Source organism: Geobacillus sp. YF-1 (assembly GCF_052692335.1).
In genome coordinates this window covers 1,815,333-1,838,042 of record NZ_CP199850.1, presented here as the reverse complement: position 1 = coordinate 1,838,042, position 22,710 = coordinate 1,815,333, and the positions used below count along the sequence as shown (strand labels likewise).

General features: G+C 50.6%; 17 protein-coding genes and 2 pseudogenes. 17 read left to right on the top strand and 2 right to left on the bottom strand.

The window, feature by feature from the left end; all coding sequences use genetic code 11:
• The first annotated feature begins 274 nt into the window (after nt 1–274).
• The 10 genes and pseudogenes from ACTVIM_RS09215 to ACTVIM_RS09170 all read left to right on the top strand — a co-directional run bounded on the left by ACTVIM_RS09215 (nt 275) and on the right by ACTVIM_RS09170 (nt 12,533).
• Nucleotides 275–1,369 carry a GntR family transcriptional regulator gene (locus ACTVIM_RS09215; RefSeq protein ID WP_445612389.1) on the top strand — a complete coding sequence of 365 codons (1,095 nt, stop codon included), beginning with the start codon at nt 275–277 and terminating at the stop codon, nt 1,367–1,369.
• 91 nt (nt 1,370–1,460) lie between these two features.
• Nucleotides 1,461–2,147, top strand: a complete 687-nt coding sequence (gene araD / locus ACTVIM_RS09210; RefSeq protein ID WP_445612388.1) for an L-ribulose-5-phosphate 4-epimerase — start codon at nt 1,461–1,463, stop codon at nt 2,145–2,147.
• Between the two features lie 15 nt (nt 2,148–2,162).
• Entirely contained in the window at nt 2,163–3,857 is a 1,695-nt protein-coding gene (locus tag ACTVIM_RS09205; RefSeq protein ID WP_445612387.1) for a ribulokinase, read from the top strand.
• A gap of 16 nt (nt 3,858–3,873) precedes the next feature.
• A complete protein-coding gene (gene araA, locus ACTVIM_RS09200) occupies nt 3,874–5,364 on the top strand; it encodes an L-arabinose isomerase (RefSeq protein WP_445612386.1) in 1,491 nt (496 codons plus the stop codon).
• A 513-nt stretch (nt 5,365–5,877) separates the two neighbouring features.
• Nucleotides 5,878–6,432 (top strand): annotated as a pseudogene (locus tag ACTVIM_RS09195) (alpha-L-arabinofuranosidase C-terminal domain-containing protein); the annotation flags it as partial.
• A gap of 62 nt (nt 6,433–6,494) precedes the next feature.
• Nucleotides 6,495–7,490 (top strand): Gfo/Idh/MocA family protein, encoded by a 996-nt coding sequence (locus ACTVIM_RS09190; protein WP_445612385.1) that lies wholly within the window; start codon nt 6,495–6,497, stop codon nt 7,488–7,490.
• Between the two features lie 15 nt (nt 7,491–7,505).
• On the top strand, nt 7,506–8,558 hold the full coding sequence (locus ACTVIM_RS09185) for an aldose epimerase family protein (protein ID WP_445612384.1): 1,053 nt from the start codon (nt 7,506–7,508) through the stop codon (nt 8,556–8,558).
• Between the two features lie 25 nt (nt 8,559–8,583).
• The gene (locus ACTVIM_RS09180; RefSeq protein ID WP_445612383.1) at nt 8,584–9,384 is read left to right on the top strand and encodes an HAD-IIA family hydrolase; all 801 of its coding nucleotides are present in this window, start codon (nt 8,584–8,586) and stop codon (nt 9,382–9,384) included.
• Nucleotides 9,381–10,595 carry a sn-glycerol-1-phosphate dehydrogenase gene (locus ACTVIM_RS09175; protein ID WP_445612382.1) on the top strand — a complete coding sequence of 405 codons (1,215 nt, stop codon included), beginning with the start codon at nt 9,381–9,383 and terminating at the stop codon, nt 10,593–10,595. Before ACTVIM_RS09180 ends, ACTVIM_RS09175 begins: the two co-directional genes overlap by 4 nt.
• A gap of 9 nt (nt 10,596–10,604) precedes the next feature.
• On the top strand, nt 10,605–12,533 hold the full coding sequence (locus ACTVIM_RS09170; RefSeq protein WP_445612381.1) for a glycoside hydrolase family 127 protein: 1,929 nt from the start codon (nt 10,605–10,607) through the stop codon (nt 12,531–12,533).
• Nucleotides 12,534–13,235: 702 nt separating this feature from the next.
• Here the strand turns inward: ACTVIM_RS09170 and ACTVIM_RS09165 are convergent.
• The gene (locus ACTVIM_RS09165) at nt 13,236–14,459 is read right to left on the bottom strand and encodes an IS701 family transposase (protein WP_445612380.1); all 1,224 of its coding nucleotides are present in this window, start codon (nt 14,457–14,459) and stop codon (nt 13,236–13,238) included.
• 83 nt (nt 14,460–14,542) lie between these two features.
• On the opposite strand from ACTVIM_RS09165, the gene istA reads away from it, so the two are divergent.
• From istA to ACTVIM_RS09145, 4 genes and pseudogenes are all read left to right on the top strand, one after another.
• Entirely contained in the window at nt 14,543–16,048 is a 1,506-nt protein-coding gene (gene istA / locus ACTVIM_RS09160; protein WP_445612379.1) for an IS21 family transposase, read from the top strand.
• Nucleotides 16,045–16,797 carry an IS21-like element helper ATPase IstB gene (gene istB, locus ACTVIM_RS09155; RefSeq protein WP_445612378.1) on the top strand — a complete coding sequence of 251 codons (753 nt, stop codon included), beginning with the start codon at nt 16,045–16,047 and terminating at the stop codon, nt 16,795–16,797. The genes istA and istB overlap by 4 nt, the downstream gene beginning before the upstream one ends.
• Before the next feature lie 244 nt (nt 16,798–17,041).
• Nucleotides 17,042–17,206: pseudogene (locus ACTVIM_RS09150) on the top strand (zinc ribbon domain-containing protein); the annotation flags it as partial.
• Between the two features lie 97 nt (nt 17,207–17,303).
• Nucleotides 17,304–17,945 (top strand): YesL family protein, encoded by a 642-nt coding sequence (locus tag ACTVIM_RS09145; RefSeq protein WP_445612377.1) that lies wholly within the window; start codon nt 17,304–17,306, stop codon nt 17,943–17,945.
• Between the two features lie 221 nt (nt 17,946–18,166).
• Here the strand turns inward: ACTVIM_RS09145 and ACTVIM_RS09140 are convergent, their stop codons facing one another.
• Nucleotides 18,167–19,354 (bottom strand): IS701 family transposase, encoded by a 1,188-nt coding sequence (locus ACTVIM_RS09140; protein WP_445612376.1) that lies wholly within the window; start codon nt 19,352–19,354, stop codon nt 18,167–18,169.
• Nucleotides 19,355–19,550: 196 nt separating this feature from the next.
• On the opposite strand from ACTVIM_RS09140, the gene ACTVIM_RS09135 reads away from it, so the two are divergent.
• From ACTVIM_RS09135 to xylB, 3 genes are all read left to right on the top strand, one after another.
• Complete coding sequence (locus tag ACTVIM_RS09135) at nt 19,551–19,682, top strand: beta-xylosidase family glycoside hydrolase (RefSeq protein ID WP_445612375.1); 132 nt, start codon at nt 19,551–19,553, stop codon at nt 19,680–19,682.
• 108 nt (nt 19,683–19,790) lie between these two features.
• Nucleotides 19,791–21,128, top strand: coding sequence for a xylose isomerase (xylA, locus tag ACTVIM_RS09130; protein WP_445612374.1), 1,338 nt, complete (start codon nt 19,791–19,793; stop codon nt 21,126–21,128).
• 13 nt (nt 21,129–21,141) lie between these two features.
• Complete coding sequence (xylB, locus tag ACTVIM_RS09125; RefSeq protein WP_445612373.1) at nt 21,142–22,641, top strand: xylulokinase; 1,500 nt, start codon at nt 21,142–21,144, stop codon at nt 22,639–22,641.
• Nucleotides 22,642–22,710 lie beyond the last annotated feature (69 nt).

The window sequence follows — 22,710 nt, the reverse complement described above, 5'->3', positions numbered from 1 at the left end:
TTGCTTGGCTTTTTTGTCAAATGGTCAAAAGGCGGACAAAAGGCTTTTATGCTCGAAAAGAGTTCGATCGGTTCATATGATCCGTATGTTGAGTCACATTTCAAGTGGTTTTGGAGGTTGGAGCGTTTTCTCCCCTTGTTCTCTTTCGTTCGAAAAAGGGCGTGTACAGGCACCTCATATATTTTCCGCCGTCTGCTCTTAGCACAATGATACGGACAAATAAAAACTGCTATAATAAAATTAATTTATATCTCATTTATCGTTGAGGTGGACTATGAAGGAGAAAACGCTGCCCAAATATGCGCAATTAAAGCAAGAAATTTTATCATGGATTGTTTCAGGCAAGGTAAAGCCGGATGAGAAAATTCCGACTGAGCATGAAATCGCCAACCAGTTTCAGTTAAGTCGCCATACGGTTCGGCAGGCGCTCGGTGAGCTTGAGAAGGAAGGATGGCTGTACAAAATCCAAGGGAGCGGCACATTTGTGTCCCGACCAAAACCGAAAGAACAGGTTGACACGAAAACGATCGGGATCGTGACGACCTATATCTCCGATTATATTTTCCCTCATATTGTACGCGGTGCGGAAGAGACGTTGCGGGAAAAAGGGTACCGCCTTTTGTTGGCGAGCACAAATAACGATAAACAGAGAGAAAAAGAACGGCTTGAGGAGATGATTCGGGAGCCGTTGAGCGGGCTGATCATCGAGCCGACGAAAAGCGCGCAAGGAAACCCTAATTTAGGCTACTACTTGTCGCTTAACAACCACCATATTCCGTATGTGATGATCAACGCCCGCTATTTGGAAGTGAGCTGTCCATGCGTGAAAATGGATGACGAAGAAGGCGGGTTTTTGTTGACGGATCACCTCATTCGTTTAGGCCATCGCCGAATCACTGGTTTCTTTAAAACGGACGATTTGCAAGGGGTGGATCGTTTGCGGGGGTTTATTCGTGCCCATCAGCAACACGAGGTGCCCGTGGCGACGGAGTATCTTCTAGCCTACACAACCGAGGAGAAAACGACCAGACCGCTTGAGGTGGCGCGGGAGTTTTTGCAACGGCCGAAAGAGGAGCGGCCGACAGCGTTTGTTTGCTACAATGATGAGCTGGCGATTTTGCTTCTTGATGTCATTCGCCAACAAGGATTATCGGTTCCTGATGACATTTCGATTGTCGGATTCGATGATTCGACGTTTGCGACAGCGACGGAAGTGAAGTTGACAACGATTCGCCATCCAAAAACGGAAATGGGGATCGAAGCGGCGCGGCTGTTGATTCAAATGATCGAGCAGCCAACGGCTGAAACGATCAGAGATATTATTTATAAACCTGAGTTAATTGTCCGGAATTCTACAAAAGAAATATAAAAATATGTCCGAGATCAATAAAAAAGTATGGAAAAATTGTACGTACAAAATTATAATGGAGGTGGAGATATTTTTATAGGGAGTGAGGCCCTTGCTTGAAAAGTTGAAACAGGCCGTATTAGAGGCTAACTTGCAGCTCCCGCAATACCGCCTCGTGACGTTTACGTGGGGAAATGTGAGCGGGATTGACCGGGAGTGCGGGTTGGTTGTCATTAAGCCAAGCGGGGTGGCGTATGACAAACTGACGATCGATGATATGGTGGTTGTGGACTTAAACGGCAACGTGGTAGAAGGAGCCTTAAAACCATCATCGGACACTCCGACCCATCTCTGGCTGTATAAACAATTTCTAGGAATCGGCGGAATTGTCCATACCCATTCGACTTGGGCGACTGTTTGGGCACAGGCCGGGAGAGGGATTCCAGCGTTGGGGACGACGCATGCTGACTATTTTTATGGCGAAATTCCGTGCACCCGGCCGATGACCCGCGAGGAAATTCAAGGGGCGTACGAACTTGAAACCGGCAAAGTGATCACCGAAACGTTCCGGTTTCTCGACCCGTTGCAAGTACCGGGTGTTTTGGTGCATGGCCATGGACCGTTTGCTTGGGGCAAAGATCCGGCCAATGCCGTCCACAATGCTGTCGTTTTGGAAGAAGTGGCGAAAATGGCGGCAAGAACGTACATGCTCAATCCAAATGCACAGCCGATCAGCCAGTCACTGCTTGACCGCCATTATTTACGCAAGCATGGCGTAAACGCTTACTATGGCCAATAAGGGAGGGAGACTGCGATGGGGAAAAAGTATGTCATCGGCATCGACTATGGGACGGAATCGGGACGCGCCGTTCTCGTTGATCTGGAAGGAAACGAAATTGCGGACCATGTCACCCCGTACCCTCACGGAGTCATTGATGAAGTGTTGCCGGAATCGAACGTACAACTAGAACCAGACTGGGCACTGCAGCACCCGGGCGATTATATCGAAGTGTTGGCGACCGCCGTTCCAGCTGTATTGCAAAAGTCAGGGGTCAACCCGGCGGATGTGATCGGGGTTGGGATCGATTTTACCGCTTGCACGATGCTGCCGGTTGATGCTGCCGGTGAGCCGCTTTGCTTGAAACCGGAGTTTAAACATCGCCCACACAGCTGGGTGAAATTGTGGAAGCACCATGCCGCTCAGGATGAGGCAAACTTGCTCAATGAAATCGCCGCCAAACGGGGCGAAGCGTTTTTGCCGAGATACGGCGGTAAAATTTCATCCGAATGGATGATTGCGAAAATTTGGCAGATTCTGAACGAAGCGCCGGATATTTACGACCAAACCGATCTCTTTTTCGAGGCAACCGACTGGGTGATCTTCAAAATGACCGGTCAACTGGTGCGCAACAGCTGCACGGCCGGTTATAAGTCGATTTGGCATAAACAAGACGGCTATCCGAGCAAGGAGTTTTTCCGGGCGCTCGACCCGCGGCTGGAACACGTAACAGAAACGAAACTGCGCGGCCCGATCGTTCCGCTCGGCACAAGAGCAGGAGTGCTGACGAAGGAAATGGCGGCCATGATGGGCCTCCTTCCGGGAACCGCCGTTGCCGTCGGCAATGTCGATGCCCATGCGGCCGTACCGGGTGTCGGGGTCGTTGAACCAGGCAAACTGGTGATGGCGATGGGAACCTCGATTTGCCACATGCTACTGGGCACGGAAGAAAAATATGTCGAAGGCATGTGCGGGGTCGTCGAGGACGGCATCATTCCCGGGTATTTCGGTTACGAAGCCGGCCAATCCGCAGTTGGTGACATTTTCGCTTGGTATGTGGAGCAAGGTGTTCCGGCATATGTGAAAGAAGCGGCAGAAAAAGAAGGAGTCGGCGTCCACGAATGGCTTAAGAAGCGGGCTGCTGCCTATCGGCCGGGAGAAACCGGGCTGTTGGCGTTGGACTGGTGGAACGGCAACCGCTCCGTATTGGTCGACACCGATTTAACCGGGCTGATCATCGGCTATACGTTGCTGACGAAACCAGAAGAGATTTACCGCGCATTGCTGGAAGCAACGGCCTTTGGCACGCGCAAAATTATCGATGCTTTCGTTGAAAACGGTGTCAAGGTTGACGAATTGTACGCGTGCGGCGGATTGCCGCAAAAAAATAAGCTGCTCATGCAAATTTACGCTGATGTGACCAACCGTGAGATTAAAATTGCGGCGTCCAAGCAAACCCCGGCAGTCGGGGCTGCCATGTTCGCGGCGGTTGCGGCCGGCAAAGAAAACGGTGGATATGAATCGATCGTCGACGCAGCCCAAAAGATGGGGAAAGTACGCGAAGAGACGTTCAAGCCAATTCCAGAGAATGTCGCGATCTACGAGCAGTTGTACCAAGAATATACGAAGCTTCATGACTATTTCGGCCGTGGGGAAAACGATGTCATGAAACGGCTCAAACATTGGAGAGAAACTGCACGGACGGCGAACGAATCGGTGACTTTATCGTAAATGGGGAGGGGCAATCATGTTATCATTCCGGCCTTATGAATTTTGGTTCGTGACAGGAAGCCAGCATTTATACGGGGAAGAAGCGTTACAACAAGTGGAAGAGCATTCAAGAACGATCGTCAATGAGTTGAATCAGGATTCCGTGTTCCCGTTCCCCTTCGTTTTTAAACCAGTCGTAACGACGCCAGAGGAAATCCGGCGCGTTTGCCTTGAGGCGAATGCGAATGAACAATGCGCCGGGGTGATCACCTGGATGCATACGTTCTCGCCAGCGAAAATGTGGATTGGCGGCCTGTTGGAGTTGCGAAAACCGTTATTGCATCTTCATACGCAGTTTAATCGTGATATTCCATGGGACAGCATCGATATGGACTTTATGAACTTAAACCAATCGGCTCACGGTGACCGGGAATACGGATTTATCGGTGCGAGAATGGGAGTGGCCCGGAAAGTGGTCGTTGGTCATTGGGAAGACCCAGAAGTCCGCGGGCGGCTGGCGAAATGGATGCGGACGGCTGTTGCCTTTGCGGAAAGCCGAAACCTAAAAGTGGCTCGTTTTGGCGATAACATGCGCGAAGTGGCAGTTACAGAAGGGGACAAAGTCGGAGCGCAAATTCAATTCGGTTGGTCGGTCAACGGTTATGGCATCGGGGATTTGGTGCAATACATCCGCGATGTTTCCGAACAAAAAGTGAACGAGTTGCTCGATGAATACGAGGAGCTGTATGACATTGTACCCGCCGGCCGTCAAGATGGACCGATTCGCGAGTCCATCCGTGAGCAGGCTCGGATTGAGCTTGGGTTAAAAGCCTTTTTGCAAGATGGCAACTTCACCGCCTTTACGACGACATTCGAGGATTTGCATGGCATGAAGCAACTCCCAGGACTCGCCGTTCAGCGGCTCATGGCGGAAGGATATGGATTCGGCGGCGAAGGCGACTGGAAAACGGCCGCCCTCGTCCGGTTGATGAAAGTGATGGCCGATGGCAAAGGGACGTCGTTTATGGAAGACTACACGTACCACTTTGAGCCGGGCAACGAACTGATTCTCGGCGCTCATATGCTCGAAGTATGTCCGACGATCGCGGCAACGCGGCCGCGCATCGAAGTTCATCCGCTTTCGATTGGCGGAAAAGAAGATCCAGCCCGCCTCGTGTTTGACGGCGGCGAGGGCGCGGCGGTCAATGCTTCGCTGATCGATTTAGGGCACCGTTTCCGTCTCATTGTCAATGAAGTCGATGCGGTGAAGCCAGAACACGACATGCCGAAATTGCCGGTCGCCCGCATTTTATGGAAACCGCGCCCATCGTTGCGCGATTCGGCCGAAGCATGGATTTTAGCCGGCGGCGCCCACCATACGTGCTTCTCGTTTGCCGTCACAACAGAACAATTGCAAGACTTTGCGGAAATGACCGGCATTGAATGCGTCGTGATCAATGAACATACGTCCGTCTCCTCATTCAAGAACGAACTAAGATGGAATGAAGTATTCTGGCGGGGGCGGTAAGGTGAAGCCAGCGTGCAAATCCATATGGCACGACACCAAGGGCATGGGCTGGAAGGAGGGCTCATGTCCTTGCTTTTCATCAAGTAGTTTTATATAAACGTTGGCAATCAATAGAGGGGATGGTTTAACCGCAGCAATTAACACAGAACGCAAGGGAAGTTATATGGACATCCTTTAGCGTCAATGTGAGTTAGGCCGAAATATTTCTAGATTTTTTCGAAATTTTTATTGAAAAAAATATACACAATGGTACAATGAAGTTGGAATTTATACGTACAACATAAAGTATAATCACACGAAAATACAACGTTTGTAAGGTCAAGTATTAAAGGATTAGACGAGCCGCTTCGATTGAGGGCGCAAATTCATTTCAAACTATATTATCAAAGTACTTTTACCACAAATAAAACCTGCTTTGACAACAATTGCAGTTTTATCGATTGCATATCATTGGAATGACTTTCTTACTCCTCTGATTTATTTGAATAGTTAAGAAAAACTTACACTTGCTAAGAGGATATTTATAACTTTGAAGATGCGCTTCTTGTCGGCTGCATGCTTATTACGCTCATGAAACATGCCGACCGGGTGAAAATCGCTTGCTTGGCTCAGTTAGTGAACGTTATTGCGCCAATCATGACGGAACCGAACGGGCCGGCATGGAAGCAAACGATTTACTATCCGTTTATGCATGCCTCGGTTTACGGCAGAGGAGTGGCGTTGCACCCAGTTATTTCAAGCCCGAAATACGACAGCAAAGACTTCACAGATGTTCCGTATTTAGAGGCGATCGCGGTTTACAATGAAGAAAAAGAAGAAGTGACGATTTTCGCGGTCAACCGTGATATGGACGATTCGTTATTGCTTGAGTGCGATGTCCGCCATTTTGACGATTATCGCGTTATTGAACATATCGTATTGGAACATGAAAACGTGAAACAAACGAATTCCGCGCAATCTTCCCCGGTCGTTCCGCACCGCAACGGCGATGCTCAACTGTCCGGCGGGAAAGTGTCGGCGACGTTGTCGAAGTTATCGTGGAATGTGATTCGTTTAGGAAAACGATAAGGAAATGAAGGCTGGTCTGATGGCCAGCCTCTCCCTTTGAAAACGGAAAGGAGAGACGAAACATGGGGCGTAAAGTTCGCTTTGGTATTATGAGTACAGCGGCCATTGCCAAAGACGTGATGATTCCGGCCATTCGCCGGACGGATCGCGCCGAAGTCGTGGCGATCGCCAGTGAAAGCGGGAAAGCCAGCGAAGCGGCGCGGGAGCTCGGCATTCCGAAGGTGTATGACAACTACGAACAGCTGCTTGATGATCCGGACATCGACGCGGTGTACATTCCGCTTCCGAACAGCCTGCACGCGGAATGGACGATCAAAGCGGCACAGAAGAAAAAACATGTGCTTTGCGAAAAACCGGCTGCCTTATGTGAAGAGGATGTCCGACGCATGATCGAGGCGTGCGAGAGAAACGATGTTTTATTCATGGAAGCGTTCATGTACCAGTTCCATCCGCAGCATGAGCGAGTCAAACAGCTTCTCGCTGCCGGTGAGATCGGTGACGTCACGTACATGCGTGCCCATTTCTCTTTTTACTTGCAAGGCCGGGAAACGAATATCCGCATGAACCCTGAGCTTGGCGGGGGGAGCTTGTTCGATGTCGGCTGCTATTGCGTGCACTCGACAAGACACATCCTTGGCGCCGAACCTATGGAGCTATTTGTTCAGTCCCATTTTGATCCGCACCGTTCGGTCGATGTAACGACGAATGGGTGGATGAGGATGGAAAACGGTGTGCTTGCGCAGTTCACGTGCAGTTTTGACATGTTCTTTCAGAACGAATACGAAGTGATGGGCACGAAGGGAAAAATCGTTGTCTCGCGGGCGTATCGGCCGGATGTCCATGGCGGTGAGGGACGGATTGCGATCGTAACGGCTGATGGAAGGGAGCGCGAGGAAATGGTGTCAGGCGATCAATACGCGCTGCAAATCGAGCACTTCTCGCGCGCCAGTCTTGAAGGAACACCGCTGTTGTATTCGCCAGAGCGCATGATCAAACAAGCGCGGGCGCTCGACGCTTGCCGCACATCGATGAAAACGGGAAACATCGTAAGGTTATAAGGAAGGGGAAGCAACATGAAAGTGACATATGAGAAATGGGCTGGATATAACGGAAAAGACGTGCTTTTGTTTACATTGACCAATGATCGGGGCGTAGAATTGTCGGCGATGAACTATGGATGTGTTGTCACGAGGCTATGCGTTCCTGACCGAAACGGCAACATCGAAAATGTCGTGCTCGGGTTTGACCGGTTTGAACCGTATATCGAAAACGCGCCGTACTTTGGCGCGGTCATCGGCCGGGTGGCGGGGCGCATTTGCGGGGCGAGCTTCGAACTCGATGGAATCACGTATCAATTGGCGAAAAACGAAAACAACAACCATCTGCACGGTGGTCCGAATGGCTTCCATCACGTGCTTTGGCAGGCTGAGACCGTTCAACGCGATGATGCGGTCGGCGTCGTTTTTTCGTACACAAGCCCGGACGGGGAGGAAGGGTATCCGGGAACTTTGGAAGTGCAAGTGGCGTACTGGCTGAACAATGACAACGAATGGACGGTGACGTACCGAGCCCGTTCGGACAAAACGACGTTGCTCAACGTGACGAATCATACGTATTTTAACTTGAGCGGCAACGGCAAGCGGGATATTTTGGACCATACGCTAACGATCCAAAGCTCGCGTGTGCTCGAGCTAAATGAGCAACTGATTCCGACCGGGCGCGTCTTGGATGTCGCCGGCACGCCGTTTGACTTGCGGCACGGAAAGATGATCCGGGAGGCGGTTGAATCTGGGCATCCGCAAATCGAACTCGTTGGTGGGGGCTATGACCATCCGTTTTGGCTCGACCGGCATCATGACAAGGAAATTGTTCTTTCCGACCAAGAGAGCGGACGAACGTTGACGGTGGAGACGGACGAAGTCGGCGTGGTCGTGTACACATCGAACCAGCTGCCGGAAGGAATAGATTTAGGCGGCGTGCCGTCGCGGAAACATCTCGGCATTTGCTTAGAAACGCAAGGGTTGCCGGATGCGGTTCACCATCCGCAGTTTCCCTCGATCGTATTGCCGGCTGACAAGGAGCGGGTATCAACGACGGTCTATCGGTTTGGCGTGCGGACATCATAGACGGATGGGAGGTGGATTGCCCTTGATGGAGGAAATCGCAGGGGTGTTGATTGATCTTGATGGGACGATATGGAGGGGAAATGAACTCATTCCGCAGGCGGAGGAGGCGGTTGCCTACCTCCGCTCTCTTGGAAAACGAATCGTGTTCGTCAGCAATCGCGGCAATTGGTCGCGGCGCATGTGCTATGAACAGTTTACACGATTCGGGGTGGCTGTGGCAGAGGAGGAGATTGTTTTATCTTCGACGGTCACGGCGCAATTTTTGCGCCAACACTATCCGCTCTGTCAAGTTTGGACGCTGGGGGATGAGGGGCTGCGCGAAGAGTTGCGCCTCCACCACGTTCGATTGGCAGCCGTGCCGGAGGAAGCGGACTTTCTCGTTATCACGTTGCATGAGACCGTGACCTATCGAGAGTTAGATTTGGCCTTTCGCGCGGTTTGGCATGGAGCGCGCATCATGGCGACCAATATCGATAAAACGTTTCCGAGTGAACATGGGAATGCCATTGATGTGGCGGGGATGGTCGGGGCGATTGAAGCGGCGACAGCCCGAACAGTGGAAATCGTGTTAGGCAAGCCTTCTTGCTTTATGGCGGAAGCGGCCTTGCGCCAGCTGCAAGTGCCGCCTCACCGTTGTCTCCTCATTGGTGACAGTGTGGAGTCAGATCTTCGCATGGGGCGGATGCACGGGATGAAGACGGCTCTTGTGTTGACCGGTAATACAAAGCGGAGTCAGCTTGACGCATTGCGGGCCAAGGAACGGCCCGATTATGTGTTGGACTCGATTGGTGACATCATCCGCTTAGGGAAGGAGATCATGCAGTGAATCAAACAGTGGACGGCATCGTTTCATTAGCCAAGCAATGTCAGTGCGGGCATCGTCATTATGATATTCCGATTGAACAAATTGTCGTGAGCCATGAGGCGTTCAAACGGCTGGCAGCTTATTTGCAGTACAAGCGATATAAGAAAGTGGCTGTGGTGGCCGACGCGCGGACGTTTGCGGCGGCGGGACAATCATTGTGTGATGAGCTGGAAAATGAAGCGATTCGCTGCACGGTATGCTTCGTGCAACCGGATGAAAATGGCGATGTCATCGCCGATGAGCGTGCCATCGTGCAAGTGCTGCTGGAAACGCCGGACGATGTCGATGCGTTCATTGCCGTAGGGGCGGGAACGATTCACGACATTACCCGTTTTGGCAGTTATAAAATGAAAGTCCCGTTTATTTCGGTTCCTACTGCTCCATCGGTCGATGGATTTACATCCATGGGTGCTCCGCTCATCATTCGCGGGGTGAAAAAAACCATTCAAGCACAGGCGCCGATGGCAGTGTTTGCCGATATTGAAGTGTTGCGGAATGCGCCGAAAGCGATGATCGCTGCTGGGGTTGGTGATATGCTGGCGAAGTATACGTCATTGGCTGACTGGCAGTTTGCCCATTGGATGACGGATGAGCCATATTGCCCATTCGTTCATCAGTTGACGGAACAGTCGTTGCAAACGTGTGTCGATCACCTCGATGACATTGCCGATGGCGGTGAACAAGGAATTCGTGTAGTAATGGATGCGCTGTTGCAATCGGGCATCGCCATGTTGCTCATGGGTCAATCGTACCCCGCTTCGGGCGCTGAACACCACCTTTCCCACTATTGGGAAATAGAATTTTTGCGCCAGAACAAACGGCAAGTGCTCCACGGCGCAAAAGTGGGAGTATCGACTCCGATCATTGTGGAGCACTATCAACGCGTCTTTTGGCCTTTGTTAAGTGAATTAGAAAAATGCCGAACGTCCATGGACGAAACGATATGGGAACGGCTCAAAGCGCATACCGCTTCTATTCGGGAGCTGCTCGAATCATTGCCGTCCCCAGAGCGTCTTCGCTCAATGGTCGAGAGAGTAGGTGGGGCGGTTGCGCCACAACAGCTTGGTATCGACCGCTGGCTAGTAGAGCGTAGTTTAAAGGAAGCCCATCGGCTGCGCCCGAATCGTTTCACCATACTCTATTTTTTGAATGAGTGGATTTTTGTGGAATGATAGGAGGGGATGGGAGTGGAAAAAGTAGCAACAAACGTGAACGTCAAGGATCGGTTTTGGAAACGGTACATCGATGTCGTGCGGAATGAGGTCGTTCCTTATCAATGGAAAGCGCTCAATGACCGCATTCCTGATGCCGAACCGAGCCATGCGATCGAAAACTTTCGCATCGCCGCTGGTGAATTAGATGGAGAGTTTTACGGTATGGTCTTTCAAGACAGCGATGTGGCAAAATGGTTGGAGGCGGTGGCGTACCTGTTAGAGACGAAGCGCGATACAGAATTGGAAAAACTCGCGGATGACGTAATTGAATTGTTAGGACGGGCTCAACAGCCGGACGGCTATCTTAATACGTATTATACGGTCAAGGAGCCTGGCAAGCGTTGGAGGAATTTGCGCGACAACCATGAGTTGTATTGCGCCGGTCATTTGATCGAAGCGGCTGTCGCTTATTTTCGAGCCACAGGCAAACGGCGCTTTTTGGATATCATGTGCAAATATGCCGACTATATTAGCACGGTATTCGGCCGGGGAGAAGGCCAAATTCCTGGATACGACGGACATCAAGAGATTGAGTTGGCGCTGTTGAAACTGTATGAGGTGACGGGAAATGAGAACTATCTTAAACTGAGCCAATATTTTATTGATCAGCGCGGGCAACAGCCGCATTACTTTGATCAGGAAAAAGAAGCAAGAGGGGAAACGGAGCCATTTTGGTATGACGGTGGGTATCGCTACCATCAAGCACACATTCCAGTCAGGGAGCAGAAACAAGCTGTCGGGCATGCCGTGCGGGCCCTCTATATGTATACCGCCATGGCTGGGCTGGCGTCGAAAATGGGAGACGAATCGTTGAAACAAGCATGCCAAACGTTATGGGAAAACGTGACGAAACGGCAGATGTACATCACAGGCGCCGTCGGTTCCAGCGCTTTTGGAGAATCGTTCACGTTTGATTTCGATTTGCCAAATGATACGGCATACGGGGAAACGTGTGCATCGATTGCTTTAGTATTCTGGGCACGCCGCATGCTGGAACTGGAGATGGACGGGAAATACGCGGATGTAATGGAGCGGGCATTATACAATGGTACCATTAGCGGTATGGATTTGGACGGTAAGAAGTTCTTTTACGTCAATCCGCTTGAAGTGTGGCCGAAGGCATGCGAACGCCATGACAAACGCCATGTGAAAGCGGTGCGGCAACCATGGTTTCGCTGTGCGTGCTGTCCGCCGAACTTGGCTCGGCTCATCGCTTCGATTGGACATTATATTTATTCACAAACATCGGATGAGCTGTTCGTTCATCTTTATGTCGGCAGCGACATTCAGATGGAGCTCGATGGGCGGTCAGTCGAAATCTTGCAAGAGACGAATTATCCTTGGGATGGAATGGTGCGATTGACGGTTTCTCTGGAATCCGCTCGAGAATTTACGCTCGGATTGCGCATTCCTGGATGGTGTCGGGCAGCGGAGGTAATGATCAATGGTGAAAAAGTAGACATTGTTCCGCTGATCAAAAAAGGGTACGCTTATATCCGCCGAGTGTGGCAACAAGGGGATGAAATCAAGCTCTATTTCCCGATGCCGATCGAACGAATCAAGGCTCATCCCCAAGTGCGTGCCAACGCCGGCAAGGTTGCGTTGCAGCGCGGGCCGATCGTGTATTGTTTGGAAGAAGTCGATAACGGACCGAATTTAGCCAATTTGTTTCTCCCGCGCGACGCCAAGCTTGAGGCGCACTTTGAGCCTGACTTGCTAGAAGGGGTCGTGGTAATCACCGGAACCGCCGAGCGAATTGATGAATCAGCATGGAATGATGAGTTGTATCGGCCGATTGAACCTCAAACATATCAAGTTCCGTTTCGAGCGATTCCTTACTATGCTTGGTGCAACCGAGGAGAAGGAGAGATGGTGGTGTGGATGAATGAGAAATAAAATGTCAATGTTTCCATTGAGAAATAGTTTGGAAATCGAGGCAAATATCAATATCGAGGTTGCCGGGTTAAGTTTAGAAACGATCAAAATCATCAGTTTTCGTTGATCTTGATCGAAACTCTTCTTCCTTTCTTAGACACGATTGGGATCATGGCATTTAACATCGCGATTGTCTCCTGCCGGTTTCTGAATGAAAGCAAGAATTGCCGCACGATCATCAGTGTGAACAAAAATGAAATATCAAGGCGAATGAATTGGCTGGTCAGACGGCTTACAAGCCGCAGACGACCAGCTTTTGTTTTGACTCTCCTCTCTCGTCGATACACCGATAGATGTATCTTTCTAGAAGGCTGGTGAAAAACCGCTGTTTGCCTTGATCGGCGATGGAACGTGTGAACATGGAGACTGATGAAACAAGTTTTTCTATTTGAGAAGCGATTCCGCGAAGCGGTTGTGCGAGTAAATCTAAATCACATCGCTTCGGTTAAGGCAATGGATTAGGGGACCGAGGATTTTAGATTCTCAGACAAGCGGGTTTGTCACTGGGGCGGTTGTTTCTGTTGATGGCGGTTTTTTGGCTTATGCCGGAATTTGGAGGGAGGATAAACAAAGCCTCCCTTCTTTTTTTTGTTTTATGGTACTGTAGATGAGCATTTTTCATTACAGTAATTTCCATTACCTAAGAGACAAACAGGGGACCCCTTAGGCGACATGGAGCTGTTTTTTGATCACATCAATGGGAATATCTTGCTTCGCGGCATCGTAGATGAACTCGACGACGCTGTGCCCTTTCCGAGACCGAAGAAGCTCCAGGCCGGAAGAGAGGTCTTGCTGAGATTCGGCGATGCTGTATACGCAGGCGAACAGCACCACGGCCCAATACCGTTTCACCGCCCGAATGTGACGAACACGGTACCCATCGAGCTTCAGCTGGTCTTTGGCCTGCCGGAAAAAGCATTCGATCGTCCAGCGCTGGGCATAATAACGCAAGATCTCTTCATCGCCTAGCTCCCGGTCGGTGCTCAAGACGACATGGAGATGATCTGGCGTCATCGGTTCATCCGCCTTCCAAGCCAGCAGCACCACCGCGTCATCGAGGCCATGGATCGCTCCCTCGTAGCGATACACGCGGTAACGCTCCTTCCCCACCGTGACGAGGTGGGTGTCGTTGGGCTCGATATAGCGGGCGAACTTCTTCGCTTGGATGGCGATACCTTTCGGATAGAGAATCCGGTTCGTCTTGAGCATGGCGATGACATGGAATCCTTGTTTCAGGCAGGCTTCGATGAGCGCTTGGGACGGATACCACGAATCCATGAGCACATACACCGGCTGAGCCCGTTTCCCCTTGAGCGAGGAAAGCATCTCGATCGCTAGGTCGATCTTGCTTCTTCCCGCCGTCTTGTCATACAGACGAAAGGCGAACGGGAACGCTTGCGAGAAAGTATGCACCATCAGCCAAACGAGCGAATGCCCCCAAACGGATTGATGATCTTTGTGCGAGTAGTGCCAATCACACCCTTGAATGGCGCGGGCAGCCCGTGACGAAGGCTTCGTTTTTTGGCAAATCGTATCATCAATCGAAACAAAAAGGGGTTGATTCTCCTGTTTGGCGATTCGCTGGATGCGATGAAGGATCCATTGCTGGAGTTTGCGAAGCAACGTCTCTTCATCCCAAGGGCTTTTCGTGAAAAAATGGCTGAGCGTGGTTCGATGATTGGGATGAAAACTCCAGTGATGGACATCGGTCAATGTTCCCGAAAATCCCTTGGTAGTCAAGGCGTCGACAAGGTAAACGAGATGCTTGATGACCGGCTTCGAGAAATAAAGCGCCAATCCCAACGTCATGAAAAACTTGTGGATTCCTTGATGTTTAGTGCAAAATGAAAGTACAGAGTTCTGCAACAAAAAAGTGCAGAGCTTCATGGCATAAAAAAAGGCTTGCCAGCTCCTAAAATTCCCTCTACTGTTAAGGTTGTGAAGAACAAAACAGTGGAGGTAAAGAAAGGATGCTAGCAATGCCTGAAATTCATCATATCAAACATTTGCGTGAAAAGAAAGGGTTATCGCTTTCCGAAATTGTCCGCAGGACGGGATTTAACTGGAGAACAGTCAAGAAATATGCGGATGGAGACATTTCGGTCAGACAAAAAATAAAGAGAAAACGGGGAATGATGGAGGAAGAAGGATACGGTCAAATCATTGATGACTGGCTGGAGGAGGACGCCAAACTGCCAAGAAAACAACGGCGGACAAGCAAGAAGATGTACGAACAATTAAAGCAGGAACATGGCTTTAAAGGGTCTTATCGAACGGTTTGCGCCTACGTTCAAAAACGAAGACCTCAGCTTAAGCTGGAGAAGGAACAACGTTACGAGAGGCTGGAACACCCTCCGGGGGAAGCGCAGGTGGATTTCGGCACCATGTCCGTTGTGACGAAGGAGGGAAAAGAGGAAGACCGATCAATTCTGATTTTGAGCTTTCCGTACAGCAACGCCGCGTATGCGTATCCATTGCCGGCGGAAAACAGCGAATGTTTTCTTCACGGGCTCACTCAGCTCTTTCGACAGGCCGGAGGCGTCCCGAGAAAACTGCGCATCGACAATTTGGCGGCGGCGGTGGTTTCGATTCGAAAAGGAGGCGAACGTCAATATACTGAAGCATTTGAGCGATTCCGGCTTCATTATGGGTTTGACGTACAGGCATGCAATCCGTATAGCGGACACGAAAAAGGGAATGTCGAACGGAAAGTTTACTATACTCGGCAACACTGCTTTGTCCCTGCTCCGTTGATCGAGGGGGATGAAGAACTGACGGAGTGGCTGCATCGCAAGATGATCGAAGATCGAGCCCGCCCCCACTATGAAAAAGGGAGAACCATTGAGGAATTATGGCAGGAAGAACAAAAGGAGTTGCTTGTCCTGCCGGAGAGAGATCTCCCGATCTTCTCCTTCCACCACGCCAATGTCAATAAATACGGGGAAGTAACGGTGGATGGGGAGGCGTTTGTGGTTCATGGGATCCCGGTCCCCAACCGTGTCCTTGTCAAAAAGGAATGGGATCGTTTCATGGTTTTGTCCCAAGAAGGGGAGGTGTACCTGGAAGCGCCAAGGCCGTACACGAAAAAGCAACGGGAGCTCCCTTGGAAGGACATTTTGGCGGAATGGGCGCAAAAGCCCCGGGTGGTGGAGTATTCGCGGTTTCGAGTTTACTTACCGGAGGCCATTAGGAAATACTTCATGGAACAACCGAAACAGACGGCATCACGCATTCGAGGGGTGCAGAAGCTGCTGGACCGGTACACCGTCTATGAGATCGCTCAGTGGCTTGACAAGTATCAACGGTGGGATTTGGCGCCCCATGAGATCGGGGTGTTGATGGAGGCGAAGCGTTCGGAGTATCCCGCGAAATGGGAAGAAGCCTATACCCCTTCCGTTTTCGTCGACTATGAAACCGATTTACATGTGTATGATCAACGTCTTTGTCCGTCAAGGGAAGGGGGAAGCCGGGCATGAAGATGGATGTAAAAGAGATTTGTAAAGCCCTGCATTTGGCGTACATCGCGGATCGATTCGAGGAGGTGGCCTACGAGACCAAGGAACAGTTTTTGCGTGATGTGTTGGCGTTGGAGCTGTCGTTCCGTCAGAAAGCAAAACAGGCTCGATTGATCAAGAAGGCGAAGTTCCGGGAGTTGAAATGGCTCAACGATGACGAATGGTCGGATCAGATTCATTGGCCGACCACGACCTCGAAGGAAGAACTTTGCGACCTTCGCTTTTTGGAGCAAAAACAGAACGTCCTGCTTTTAGGTTCGCCGGGAACAGGAAAAACCCATCTCGCCACCGCATTAGGATTAAAAGCGTGTGAACGGGGCCATGAAGTTCGGTTTTTCCGTGTCGCCGATCTTGTCGCCCAGCTCGAAGAGGCGTTAAAAGACGGCACCCTCGGACGGCTCAAACGGCACATCGACACATGCGAGCTGTTGATTTTGGACGAACTCGGCTATGTACCTTTCCAAAAGCAGGGGTCGGAACTGCTGTTTCACATCATTGCCGATTGTTATGAACGAAAAAGTGTCATCGTGACATCGAATTTAGAGTTTGGACAGTGGAATCGAGTGTTTGGGGACAACCGCCTGACGGCAGCGCTGGTGGATCGTTTGGTCCATCACGCCCACATTCTCGCGTTTACGGGTGAGAGCTACCGCTTGCGGCATGCGCTTTCTGCCGTTCAGTCGCTCCCTTCTCACTCGGTTGAAAGGTAAATTCATTGAGCCGGCAAGCCTATGTATTTTTTCTTGCAATTCTCTGCACTTTTTGCTTGCAAAAAACACCTTGATGATGTGCTAATCTATTCATGAGACATGAACCTCCTTGTGTGAATGGGTTTGAGCACATCTATTTTACTCAAGGAGTTGGGTTCATGTCTCCTTTTTTGTTTAGTTGTCAATTTATGTTAGCAAATTTGCTCATCTACAGTTATGGTATACTAAGTTTATCGTTTTAGCCGAGTTTTGTGGTTACCAAAATAAAGACGTGAAACATCTCGCTTTGCGTGAATGGGAATGTCCAAATTGCCATGTCCATCACGACCCGGATGTGAATGCAAGCATCAATATCAAAAAGAAAGCCATCAGGCTTCGAACCGCAGGAACGGCGGGGATCGCCTACTAAGATATTCGCTCGATCGAGCGAAGTTGGTAGGAATCTCCCGCTTCGAAGCGAAACGAAAGTGGGAGTAGTTCAAAAAGAAACAAAAGGTGGATGAATGATGCGTATCAGTTTGATGGATGGGAAGCTCTATCGGGTTTGCGAATGGATTACAAGGCTCGCATACGTTAACTTGTTGTGGATGGTTTTTACTATTATCGGGCTGGGGATCTTCGGGATTGCTCCCGCGACAGTGGCACTATTTACAATTATAAGGAAATGGATATTTTTTCACGATACAGAGATTCCTGTGCTGAAAACGTTTGCCCAGACGTATAAGCGCGAATTTTGGCGGGCCAATCGGATTGGATTGTTGCTTATGGCGATGGCGTATATTTTCTATATTGATATCATCTATCTCGCTCATGTTCCGCCAGGATGGAAACTTCCGTTTTCTGTCGCTTTGCTCATTATTTTTCTCTTTTATATGGTGATGTTGTTGTACGTGTTTCCTATTTATGTGCATTATGAATTGCGTTTTTGGCAGTATATGAAGTATGCTTTTTTAATCGGAATGGCCAATCCGCTCATGACGCTTGTCATGTTGGTCAGTGTTGGAATACTGCTTCTCGTCCTAATGTATATCCCGGGGTTGATTCCGTTTTTCAGTATCAGCACGATGGCATTGGTCGTGATGGGCACTGCATTGCGTGTGTTTGGCAAAATGGAAGAAAAGCAGGAAATGTGGCAACAAGGGAAATAAATTGTTGCAAAAAGGAATGATGAGTAATATTTTATCGAGCGGCATTGAACGATAAGAGAAAACTTTTGGGACAACAACGAAGGAGAGACTGACTCGAAAGGTTATCTGTGGGATAGAATCACGAAGTCGATCGATGTGCATATCAAGTCAGCTCCGTAACTGTAGATGAGCATTTTTCATTACAATAATTTCCATGCCCTAAGAGACAAACAGGGGACCCCTTAGGCGACATGGAGCTGTTTTTTGATCACATCAATGGGAATATCTTGCTTCGCGGCATCGTAGATGAACTCGACGACGCTGTGCCCTTTCCGAGACCGAAGAAGCTCCAGGCCGGAAGAGAGGTCTTGCTGAGATTCGGCGATGCTGTATACGCAGGCGAACAGCACCACGGCCCAATACCGTTTCACCGCCCGAATGTGACGAACACGGTACCCATCGAGCTTCAGCTGGTCTTTGGCCTGCCGGAAAAAGCATTCGATCGTCCAGCGCTGGGCATAATAACGCAAGATCTCTTCATCGCCTAGCTCCCGGTCGGTGCTCAAGACGACATGGAGATGATCTGGCGTCATCGGTTCATCCGCCTTCCAAGCCAGCAGCACCACCGCGTCATCGAGGCCATGGATCGCTCCCTCGTAGCGATACACGCGGTAACGCTCCTTCCCCACCGTGACGAGGTGGGTGTCGTTGGGCTCGATATAGCGGGCGAACTTCTTCGCTTGGATGGCGATACCTTTCGGATAGAGAATCCGGTTCGTCTTGAGCATGGCGATGACATGGAATCCTTGTTTCAGGCAGGCTTCGATGAGCGCTTGGGACGGATACCACGAATCCATGAGCACATACACCGGCTGAGCCCGTTTCCCCTTGAGCGAGGAAAGCATCTCGATCGCTAGGTCGATCTTGCTTCTTCCCGCCGTCTTGTCATACAGACGAAAGGCGAACGGGAACGCTTGCGAGAAAGTATGCACCATCAGCCAAACGAGCGAATGCCCCCAAACGGATTGATGATCTTTGTGCGAGTAGTGCCAATCACACCCTTGAATGGCGCGGGCAGCCCGTGACGAAGGCTTCGTTTTTTGGCAAATCGTATCATCAATCGAAACAAAAAGGGGTTGATTCTCCTGTTTGGCGATTCGCTGGATGCGATGAAGGATCCATTGCTGGAGTTTGCGAAGCAACGTCTCTTCATCCCAAGGGCTTTTCGTGAAAAAATGGCTGAGCGTGGTTCGATGATTGGGATGAAAACTCCAGTGATGGACATCGGTCAATGTTCCCGAAAATCCCTTGGTAGTCAAGGCATCCACAATATGAACGAGATGCTTGATGACCGGTTTCGAGAAATAAAGCGCCAATCCCAGCGTCATGAAAAACTTGTGGATTCCTTGATGATGTGCTAATCTATTCATGAGACATGAACCTCCTTGTGGGTAGTTTGAGCACATCTATTTTACTCAAGGAGCTGGGTTCATGTCTCCTTTTTTGTTTAGCTGTCAATTTATGTTAGCAAATTTGCTCATCTACAGTCCGTAATTTGATTTTGATTGTCGAATCCTAGGAGGCAGGTGATTTACTCATGGATACGGCTTTAGATTCCCGTCACCTTTGAATCATAGAAACGACTATATCAAAAGCCGCGCGGCGTTTACCGGGGCGTTTGTCGGCATGCATTGCCGGGACGGTTCAGGACAAAACAACTACGCCGATTTTGACTACTTTTTGTACAAAGAATTGTAGAACACTTTGTTTATATGATAGACAAACAAATGTGAAAGCGTTATAATAAAACCGAAGCAAGCCATTTTCGCTGATTGAACTTGATTCATAATGAAGGGGGACCTAGACATGGCTTATTTTCCGAATATCGGCAAGATTGCGTATGAAGGGCCGGAGTCGCGCAATCCGTTCGCGTTTAAGTTTTACAATCCAGAAGAAAAAGTCGGCGACAAAACAATGGAGGAACATTTGCGCTTTTCAGTGGCGTATTGGCATACGTTTACGGGCGATGGATCGGATCCGTTTGGCGTCGGCAATATGATTCGTCCATGGAATAAATACAGCGGCATGGATTTGGCGAAGGCGCGCGTCGAGGCGGCGTTTGAGCTGTTTGAAAAGCTGAACGTTCCGTTTTTCTGCTTCCATGACGTCGACATCGCTCCAGAAGGGGAAACGCTCAGCGAGACGTACAAAAATTTGGATGAAATTGTCGATATGATTGAAGAATACATGAAAACAAGCAAAACGAAGCTGCTTTGGAATACGGCGAACTTGTTCAGCCATCCGCGCTTCGTTCACGGGGCGGCGACGTCGTGCAACGCTGACGTGTTCGCCTATGTGGCGGCGAAAGTGAAAAAAGGGTTGGAGATCGCGAAGCGGCTCGGGGCGGAAAACTACGTGTTCTGGGGCGGCCGGGAAGGTTATGAGACGCTGCTGAACACGGATATGAAACTGGAGCTTGACAATTTGGCCCGCTTCTTGCATATGGCGGTCGACTATGCGAAAGAGATCGGCTTTGATGGCCAGTTTTTGATCGAGCCGAAGCCGAAAGAGCCGACGAAGCATCAATACGATTTTGACGTGGCCACGGCGCTGGCGTTCTTGCAAACGTACGGGCTCAAGGATTATTTCAAATTCAACATCGAAGCGAACCATGCGACGTTGGCGGGCCATACGTTTGAACATGAGCTGCGCGTCGCCCGCATCCACGGCATGCTCGGTTCGGTCGATGCGAACCAAGGTGATACGCTGCTTGGCTGGGATACGGACGAATTCCCGACCGATTTGTATACGACGACGTTGGCGATGTATGAAATTTTGCAAAACGGCGGCCTTGGGCGCGGCGGCTTGAACTTTGACGCGAAAGTGCGGAGAGGCTCGTTCGAACCGGAAGATTTGTTCTACGCTCATATCGCCGGGATGGACAGCTTTGCGATCGGTTTAAAAGTCGCCCATCGCTTGCTGGAAGACCGCGTGTTTGAACAATTCATCGAAGAGCGGTACAAAAGCTATACGGAAGGCATTGGCCGCGAGATCGTCGAAGGAACAGCGGACTTCCACAAGCTCGAGCAATACGCGTTGCAGCTTGGCGACATTCGCAATACGTCCGGCCGTCTTGAGCGCTTGAAAACGTTGCTGAATCAATATTTGCTCGAAGTCAGCGTGCCGAGTGGATCTCGTTCGTGAAAGAGGGATGAGCGTGGAATATGTCATTGGCGTCGATTTAGGAACCAGTGCGGTGAAAGTGTTGCTTGTCGACCGCAATGGGCAAGTCAGAGGGGAATGGACCGAGTCCTATCCCCTCTACCAGCCGCATTCCGGCTATAGTGAGCAGCGCCCGGACGATTGGGTGGAGAAGACGATTACGGCGCTGCGCCGCGTTTGGGAAACGGCGGGCATTTCTCCGGAGTCGGTCGTGGGCTTGAGTTTTTCCGGGCAAATGCACGGGCTTGTGTTGCTTGATGGCGACGGGAACGTCGTGCGCAACGCGATTTTATGGAATGACACACGAACGACAGCCGAGTGCCGGGAAATTGAAGCGAAAGTCGGTCGAGAGACGCTGCTTGCGGCGGCGAAAAATGAGGCGCTCGAAGGGTTTACGCTGCCGAAACTGTTGTGGGTGAAAAACCATGAACCTAAGCTGTATGAACGGGCGCGGACGTTTTTATTGCCCAAAGACTACGTCCGTTTCCGTTTGACCGGGCAGATCGCGATGGATGTATCCGATGCGGCGGGGACGCTGTTGCTGGATATCGAAAAGAAAACGTGGAGCGAGGAGATTGCCCGGGCGGTGGATGTCGACCTTTCGCTTTGCCCGCCGCTTGTTGAGGCGACGGCATGGGTCGGGACGCTGCGTCCGGAGGTGGCGGAACAGACCGGGCTGCCGGCGTCGGTGAACGTGTTTGCCGGCGGGGCGGACAACGCTTGCGGCGCGGTGGGCGCCGGCATTTTGGCGGAAGGGAAGATGATGTCAAGCATCGGCACATCCGGCGTCGTCTTGGCGTATGAGCAAAGCGGGGAAAAAGATTTCGCTGGACGAGTGCACTACTTCAACCATGCCGAGCCGAACGCCTACTATATTATGGGGGTGACGCTGGCGGCGGGCTACAGCTTTGACTGGTGGAAGCGGACGTTTGCCGAGGACGTGCCGTTTGCCGAGATCGTCAAGCACGCTGCTGAGTCGCCGATTGGCGCCAACGGCTTGTTGTTTACGCCATATTTGGTCGGCGAGCGGACGCCTTATGCCGACGCCGATATTCGCGGGTCGTTTGTCGGCATTGATTCGGCGCAGACGAAATGGGATTTCGCTCGCGCGGTCATCGAAGGCATTACGTTCTCGCTCAACGAGTCGGTGGAGATCATCAAAGCGAGCGGCAAAACGATCGATTCGGTCGTGTCGATCGGCGGCGGGGCAAAAAGCGCCGAGTGGCTGCAAATCCAAGCCGATATTTTCGGCATCCCGGTGGAAAAATTGAAAAACGAACAAGGGCCGGGACTGGGCGCCGCGATGATCGCCGCCTGCGGCGTCGGCTGGTTTGATTCGCTCAAGCAATGCGCCGATGCGTTCAAACAAGTCGATTCCATCGTCGAACCGCGGCCGGATGCGGTGGCGAAATACAAAGAGCTGTTTTCCATCTATCGAGATGTGTATTCGCACACAAAAGAGATGGTGAAACGATTAAAATCGTTTCGGTTGTGATCTTTCTCCCCCAAATCAACAACTGGTTTGGGGGAGAAGCATGTTTCTGTTTGCGATCTTTTCATCGAG